This is a genomic window from Methylomagnum sp. (assembly GCF_054333355.1).
On sequence record NZ_JBTEKS010000404.1, the window covers coordinates 1 to 3,892 of the forward strand.

A 3,892-nucleotide genomic window follows, 5' to 3' on the forward strand; every position below is an offset into this window, starting at 1 on the left:
CCCACTCCCACGGCGTATGCGCTAGCTTGGAAACAACCCGCGCAGCGGCTCGCCCCGGCGGGGTTCCGCCATCATCTCGGCCACGGTGTCGCGCCAAGTGGCGTAATGGGCGGTCTGCTTGTGGGCGGCGGCGTCCTCGGCGGTGGCGTAGGCTTCGTAAAGGATGAACCGCGCCGGGTCATCCGGGTTTTGCAGCACATCGAAGCGCCGATTGCCCGGCTCTTGCACCGAGCTCTCGTGGTTGGCGCGGGTGGCGTCGATGAAGGCGGCTATGAATTCCGGCTTCACATGGACATGGACTAGGGTGACTTGCATGGGTTTCGGCTCCAAAGGAGAACGGGCGTCTCGCCCGTTCTTGATTGCGAAAAAGCGGGCGAGACGCCCGTGCGCCTATGGTTCGTCCCGCACGGGATTGGTTAAGGCGCCGATGTTTTCAATCTCCACCGTCACGGTGTCGCCGTCTTTCAGCCAAACCGGCGGCGTGCGGGCCATGCCGACGCCGTGGGGCGTGCCGGTCAGAACCACCGTGCCGGGCAGCAGCGTGGTGCTGCCGCTCAAGAAAGCAATCAGGGCGGGCACATCGAAAATCATGTCGCTGGTGTTCCAATCCTGCATGGCCTGGCCGTTCAGGACGGTCTTAATCGCCAGATTGTTCGGGTTGGGGATTTCGTCCGCCGTCACCAGCGCCGGGCCGAGCGGGCAGAAGGTGTCGAAGGTCTTGCCCCGGCACCACTGCCCGCCGCCCCCGGATTTTTGCCAATCGCGGGCGCTCACGTCGTTGGCGGCGGTGTAGCCCAGCACATGATCGAGGGCGTCTTCCCGGCGGACGTTCTTGGCCGCTTTGCCGATGACCACGGCCAGCTCGCATTCGTAGTCCACCTTGTCGCTCTTCAAATGGGTCGGCAGCAGTATGGGATCGCCCGGATGCTGGACCGCGCCCGGCAGCTTCATGAACACCACCGGATGGGCCGGAATGGGCGCCTTGGTTTCTTCCGCGTGGAAGCGGTAATTCAGGCCGATGCAGACAATCGCCGTCGGCTGGATGGGCGCGAGTCGCTTCGCCTCGTCCGCCGGGCGCTCCGTGACGCGATACTCGCCGAACAAATCCCCCTCGATCACCCGCGCCGTGCCGTCTTCCATGAGGGCGGCATGGCCGGTGTGGCCGTGTGGGTCGATGAAGCGGATGATTTTCATGGGGTTGGGTGTTTTGAGTGAGCGGTTGATTGCCGGGGGGCTTGGCCGGATGAGCCGGAGCGCGAGGTCCGTCTTGTGCGAGTCCCGGGGGTCGGCGAGGGGAGCCTTGCGTCCAGCGTTTTGCCATGGCTGGTTAGATTAACCCAATTCGGCGGCTTGGGAGCAGTCGCCACTTTGGCGGGTCTAATTTCGCAAGGCCGGATGTCCCGGCCCTTGAGGAAACGAGGAGGCGACTATGCAAGCCAAAATCATCGGACTCGTCACGGCGCTGGCCTTGAGTGGTTGTGGTTTCACGGGCACCGCTTGGGCGGCGGAGGATCATAGGGCGGAAGCCGTGACCCATACCCAGGCCGCCATCGAACATGGCGAAATGGGCCACGCCGCGATCTTGGACCAGCACGCCGAGATGGCGCTGAAACACGCCGAAATGGCGGAAAAAGAAAAGCCCAGCCCGCACACCCAGCAGGGCATCGTGCATTTGAAGGCGGCGATTGCGGAAGGCGAGAAGGACAATGCCAAGTCCGCGACCGAACACGCCAAGCAGGCGCTCGAACAGCTCAAGCAGGCACCCGCCCCTTAAGGCCAGCGCAGGGTCGGCCCGAGCGCGGGCCGACCTTTATGGCGGTATTGATTCGCGGCTGCCGGTCCGCGCTGTGTAATTTATCCCGATCCTGCCCCGGTCGCGGTTGAAAACCGTTCCCACGATCACCCGCTTTGTTCCGCCCACTCCCGGAGCCGCCGCGCATCCAACACTTCCACCGTCTTGCCCTGCACCTGGATCAAGCCCGCCTTGGCGAGTTGATGGAGGATGCGGGAGAACGTCTCCGGGCGGACTGACAGACGGGAGGCCAGCACTTGCTTCGGGGTTTCCCACTGTACGGCGTAGCGGGCTGGTCGTCCTTCCGGCGCGGCGTCGAGCAAATGCTGGGCGACCCGCATGGTGGCGTTTTGCAGGGTGAGTTGGTCGATCTCCTGCAAAAGCTGGTGCAAGCGCTGGCTCATCCGCGCCAGCAGCTTGAAGCACACTGCCGGGGAAGTCTCCAGCACGGCCCGGAACCCCTTCATGTCGAAGCCCCAGACCTCGCTCTCCGCCAAGGCGCGGGCGCTCACCGGATAAAGATTGCCATCCATGAACATCACGGCCTCGGCGAAGGACTGCCAGGGCTGGATGATCTCAATCACCTTTTCCTCCCCCGCCGCCGACAGCCGGTATAAAAGGATCGCGCCCGTTTCCAGCACGAAGAAGCGCTTGGCCATCTCGCCGTGGCTGAACAATTCCTCGCCCGCTTCCAATTGGGCGAAGCTGGCGGCGCTCATCAAGTGGTCGCGCTGGGATTCTTCCAGTTCGGCGAACAGGAGGTGCTTGCGTAGCCACTCGGGGATGGGCTTTTTCATAAGGCTACAAATCTGTGATGTGGGAACGGAAAAAACGCGCTTGATGTAAGTCAAGGAGAAAGGGGAGGGCGGTCGGGTAACGTGTGCGCCGTCGAAACCATCCCGCCCACCATTTTGAAGGAAGAAAACCATGTTTTGTTACCAATGCGAACAAACCACCCGTTCCCCCGCTGGCAATGGCTGCGCTAGCGCCAAGGGTGTCTGCGGCAAGGATACCGTGACCGCCGACCTGCAAGACCTGCTGGTCCACACCGTGAAGGGCCTCGCCCAATACGCCCACCGCGCCCGTACCCTGGGTGCCACGGATGCAAGCGCGGACGGCTTCATGCTGTACGCCATGTTCACCACCCTGACCAATGTGAATTTCAATCCGGGCCGCTTCGTCGCGCTCATTCAGGAAGCCGCCACCCGTCGCGGCCAACTGAAGGCGCTGTACGAACAGGCCGCCCGTGCCCAAGGATTAACGCCGGAAACCCTGGCCGGTCCCGCCAGCTTTGAGCCAGCGGCGGATTTGGAAGCGATGCTGGCGCAGGCGGCGGAGGCGGCGGTGAATGCCGGACTCGACGCGGTAGGCGAGGACATCGTGGGCTTGCGGTCCATGATTCTGTATGGACTCAAGGGCGTGGCCGCTTATGCCCATCACGCCCATGTGCTGGGCTACGAGAGCGATGACGTCTATGCCGGTTTCGAGGACTTGATGGACTTCCTGGCGGACGATCCCGCCGACGTGGAAACCCTGCTGGGCAAGGCGCTGGCGGTGGGCAGCCTGAATCTGAAGGTGCTGGAATTGCTGGACGCCGCCAACACCGGACGCTTCGGCCAGCAATCACCGGCCCAAGTCCGCATGACGCCGGTTAAAGGCAAGGCCATTCTGGCGAGCGGCCACGATCTCGGCGATTTGGAGATGCTGTTGAAGCAAACCGAGGGCACCGACATCAACATCTACACCCACGGTGAATTGCTGCCCGCCCACGCCTACCCCGAGCTGCGCAAATACCCGCACCTGGTCGGCAACTACGGTGGCGCTTGGCAGGAGCAGACCCGCGAATTCGCCGACTTCCCCGGTCCCATCGTGATGACGTCCAACTGTATCGTGGAGCCGCAACCCCGCTACCGCCAGCGCATCTTCACCGCCGGCCCGGTGGGCTGGCCGGGCGTCAGGCACATCGCCAATGGGGATTTCTCGCAAGTCATCCAAGCGGCCAAGGCGCTGCCCGGCTTCGCGGAGGACGCGCCCGCAGAGACCATCACCGTGGGCTTTGGCCGTACCGCCGTGCTGGGCGTGGCCGACAAGGTCATCGAC

5 protein-coding genes are annotated in these 3,892 nt (G+C 63.5%); 2 read left to right on the top strand and 3 right to left on the bottom strand.

Going from position 1 to position 3,892, the window contains the following annotated elements; genetic code table 11:
• Positions 1 to 21 precede the first annotated feature (21 nt).
• Together ACXWUF_RS20115 and ACXWUF_RS20120 are read right to left on the bottom strand one after the other, a co-directional pair.
• Positions 22 to 315 carry an antibiotic biosynthesis monooxygenase gene (locus ACXWUF_RS20115; RefSeq protein ID WP_458496349.1) on the bottom strand — a complete coding sequence of 98 codons (294 nt, stop codon included), beginning with the start codon at positions 313 to 315 and terminating at the stop codon, positions 22 to 24.
• Positions 316 to 390: 75 nt separating this feature from the next.
• Complete coding sequence (locus ACXWUF_RS20120) at positions 391 to 1,194, bottom strand: fumarylacetoacetate hydrolase family protein (protein WP_458496350.1); 804 nt, start codon at positions 1,192 to 1,194, stop codon at positions 391 to 393.
• A 235-nt stretch (positions 1,195 to 1,429) separates the two neighbouring features.
• On the opposite strand from ACXWUF_RS20120, the gene smbP reads away from it, so the two are divergent.
• Entirely contained in the window at positions 1,430 to 1,774 is a 345-nt protein-coding gene (gene smbP / locus ACXWUF_RS20125) for a small metal-binding protein SmbP (RefSeq protein WP_458496351.1), read from the top strand.
• A 125-nt stretch (positions 1,775 to 1,899) separates the two neighbouring features.
• On the opposite strand, the gene ACXWUF_RS20130 is transcribed toward smbP, so the two are convergent.
• On the bottom strand, positions 1,900 to 2,589 hold the full coding sequence (locus ACXWUF_RS20130) for a Crp/Fnr family transcriptional regulator (protein ID WP_458496352.1): 690 nt from the start codon (positions 2,587 to 2,589) through the stop codon (positions 1,900 to 1,902).
• A gap of 130 nt (positions 2,590 to 2,719) precedes the next feature.
• Here ACXWUF_RS20130 and hcp point away from each other — a divergent pair.
• Positions 2,720 to 3,892, top strand: a 1,173-nt coding sequence (hcp, locus tag ACXWUF_RS20135; RefSeq protein WP_458496353.1) for a hydroxylamine reductase, incomplete at its 3' end; no start/stop codon positions are given.